This is a genomic window from Kitasatospora sp. NPDC047058 (assembly GCF_040643935.1).
Taxonomy (GTDB): Bacteria; Actinomycetota; Actinomycetes; order Streptomycetales; family Streptomycetaceae; genus Kitasatospora.
Map to the genome: position 1 here is coordinate 1 of NZ_JBEYVJ010000630.1, position 2913 is coordinate 2913.

A 2913-nucleotide genomic window follows, 5' to 3' on the forward strand; every position below is an offset into this window, starting at 1 on the left:
GGTCCAGTCGAGGGAGGCACCGGCGCCCATCTCGGTCACGGCGCCGGCGAGCACCGCGCCGCCGCCGGCGGTCCCGGCCCGCACCTCCGTGCGCAGCGGGCTGAGCCCGGCGAGCCGCTGCTCGACCCGGCGGGCGAGTTCGGCGCCGCCGGCCCGGCCGATCTCGCCGCCGAGGACGACGCAGCCCGGGTCCAGCACGACGCAGACGGCGGCGGCGCCGACCGCGATCCGCCCGGCCAGCTCGTCCAGGAACGGCCCGCCCGGCCCGCCGTCGTCGAGCGCACCGAGCGCGGCGCGGACGGCGGCCTCGGCAGCGGGGGCGTCGTCGTCCGGCGCCCCGTCGGCGGGCGGGACGGGCAGGCCGTGGGTGCGGGCCAGCTCGCAGATCGCGGCGCTGCCGACCAGGCCGTGGAAGCCGCCCTCGCAGCCGGTGGCGCTGGGCAGCCGGTCGGTGCCGGGAACGGGCAGGAAGCAGATCTCGCCGGTGCCGCCGGACGCGCCGCGGCGCAGCCGGCCGTCGATGATCACGGCGGCGCCGACGCTGTGGCCGAGCCAGATCAGGACGAAGTCGTCCTGCCCCCGGGCGGCGCCGACCCGGTACTCGGCCCGCCCGGCCAGGTTGACCTCGTTCTCCAGGATCACGTCGGTCCCGGGCAGGGCGCGCAGGGCGGCGAGCAGTTCGGTGTGCCAGCCGGGCAGGGCGCCGGTGCTGTGGAGCCGGCCGGTGGCGGGGTCGACCAGCCCGGGGGCGCCGACGGCGACGGTGTGCAGCCGTTCGACGCCGGCCTGGCGGGCGGTGTCGAGCAGCGCCCGGACGATCCGGCCCGCCGTGCGGTCGTCGCCGCGGCCCTCGACCGGCAGCTCGGCGGTGGCCAGGGTGTGTCCGGCGAGGTCCGCGACGACCAGGCTGACGCCGCCGGAGCGGACGTCGACCGCACCGAGGTGGGCCCGGGAGGCGACCAGCGCGTAGAGCCGGGCGTTCGGGCCGCGCCGCTGCTCGCCGCGTTCGCCGACCACGGCGACCAGGCCGCCGCGTTGGAGGCGTTCCAACAGGTCGGCGACGGTGGGCCGGGACAGGCCGGTGAGGTCGCGCAGCTCGGTGGCGGTCAGCGGTCCCCGGTCGAGCAGCAGGTCGAGCGCCAGCCGGTCGTTGATCGCCCGGGCGGTGCTCGGCGTGGCCGTACGCGCGGTGGTCATGGGAACGCATCCTTCCAGAGTGTTTCTATCAGGGTCCCTTCCTGATAATTTATCGAACCGCAGCGCGGGCACACGAACGGCGTCCCGCGGGGCACATACCTACAGGAACCACCCACAGGGCACCGTCGCGCCGCGGCGCGGCCGGGAGGGACGAACGGATGAAAGACCGGATGACCGACACACCGACCGCTGGACCACCCCTCGATCCACCGGACACCGGCGACCTGGAGCGGCCCCGCCGGGCCAGGACCTCCGTCGCCCTGGTGTTCGCCGTGCACGGCGCCGTCGGGGGCACCTTCGTGACCCGGATCCCCTGGCTCCAGGAACGCCTCGGCCTCTCACCGGGCCAGCTCGGCCTGGCCCTGGTGATGCCCGCCATCGGCTCCTTCCTCGCCATGCCGCTGGCCGGCCGGTTCGTCCACCGCTACGGCGGGCGGGCGGCCGTGCGCGGACTCCTCACCATCTGGTGCCTGGCCCTGGTCCTGCCCGCCCTCGCCCCCTCGCTGCCGCTCCTGTGCGTGGCGCTGTTCGGCTACGGCGCGACGGCCGGCATGGCGGACGTGGCGATGAACGCCCAGGGCGTGGAGATCGAGCAGCGGCTCGGCCGCTCGATCATGTCCGGACTGCACGGCATGTGGAGCGTCGGCGGGCTGCTCGCCTCCGGCGTCGGCATCCTCGCCGCCCACCAGGACCTGGACGCCCCGGTCCAGCTGGCCGTCACCGCGCTGGTGCTCGCCGCCCTCGCCCAGCCGGTCTGCCACGGGCTGCCCGAACTGAAGGCGGCGGAGGAGGCCGAGGCGCCGCCGCGGTTCGCGCTGCCGCCGCGCAGCTCGCTCGTGATCGGGCTGGTCGGCTTCTGCGCGGTGTTCGCCGAGGGCGCGTCGATGGACTGGAGCGGCGTCTACCTCAAGGACGTCACCGGCTCCTCGGCCACCCTGGCGGCCGCCTCGTACACGGCGTTCGCGCTCACCATGGCGGTCAGCCGGCTGGCCGGCGACGCGGCGATCCGCCGGCTCGGCGCCGTCCGGGCCACCCGGATCGGGGGCGTGGTGGCCACCGCGGGCGGCCTGCTGGTGGTGGCCGCCGACAGCCCGGCGCTCGCCATCCCCGGCTTCGCACTGATCGGCATCGGCATCGCGGTGATCGTGCCACTCGCCTTCGCGGCGGCCGGCCGGCTCGGCACCAACGCCAGCCAGGCCATCGCCGGCGTCGCGACCGTGACCTACACCTCCGGCCTGGTCGCGCCCGCGGTCATCGGCGCGCTCGCCCAGGCCACCTCGCTCACCGTCTCCTTCGGCCTGGTCACCGCGCTCGCCTTCGCCCTGGTCCTGAGCGCGGGAGCACTGCGCCGCGCCGAGCCGCACGCCGCGGACCGCGACGGCGCCCGGAGAACGGCTCCGGAGGGCGTGACCGCGCTGTCCTCCCAGTAGCCCGGCCCGGCGACGGGGCGGGCGGTGCTCCGCAAGGCACTCAGGACATTCCCCCGGCCCCGCACAACCATGTCGTACACCCGGCCGTCGAACGTGCGGACGCCGCCGGGGACCGCCCGGCCGCGCCGCTTGCGACAACAACCCAGGGGGACCCTTGAACCACCGTTCCACCGCGAAGCGCCGGCTGCTCACCGCCGTGGCCGCCGCCGTACCCCTGCTGTCGGTCTTCCTGATCGGACGCCGCCGTCGAGACGTGGCCGCCCGGCTGCGGCACGTGGAGGAGATG

At 76.2% G+C, this 2913-nt stretch carries 2 protein-coding genes; one reads left to right on the forward strand and one right to left on the reverse strand.

Going from position 1 to position 2913, the window contains the following annotated elements:
* Positions 1–1197, reverse strand: a 1197-nt coding sequence (locus ABZ885_RS38535; protein ID WP_360199463.1) for an ROK family transcriptional regulator, incomplete at its 3' end; no start/stop codon positions are given.
* Between the two features lie 170 nt (positions 1198–1367).
* On the opposite strand from ABZ885_RS38535, the gene ABZ885_RS38540 reads away from it, so the two are divergent.
* On the forward strand, positions 1368–2627 hold the full coding sequence (locus ABZ885_RS38540) for an MFS transporter (RefSeq protein WP_360199465.1): 1260 nt from the start codon (positions 1368–1370) through the stop codon (positions 2625–2627).
* Positions 2628–2913 lie beyond the last annotated feature (286 nt).

Excerpts from the sequence above, each read along its gene's own strand:
- ABZ885_RS38540 (WP_360199465.1), top strand. The coding sequence starts at position 1,368 with ATGACCGACACACCGACCGCTGGACCACCCCTCGATCCACCGGACACC.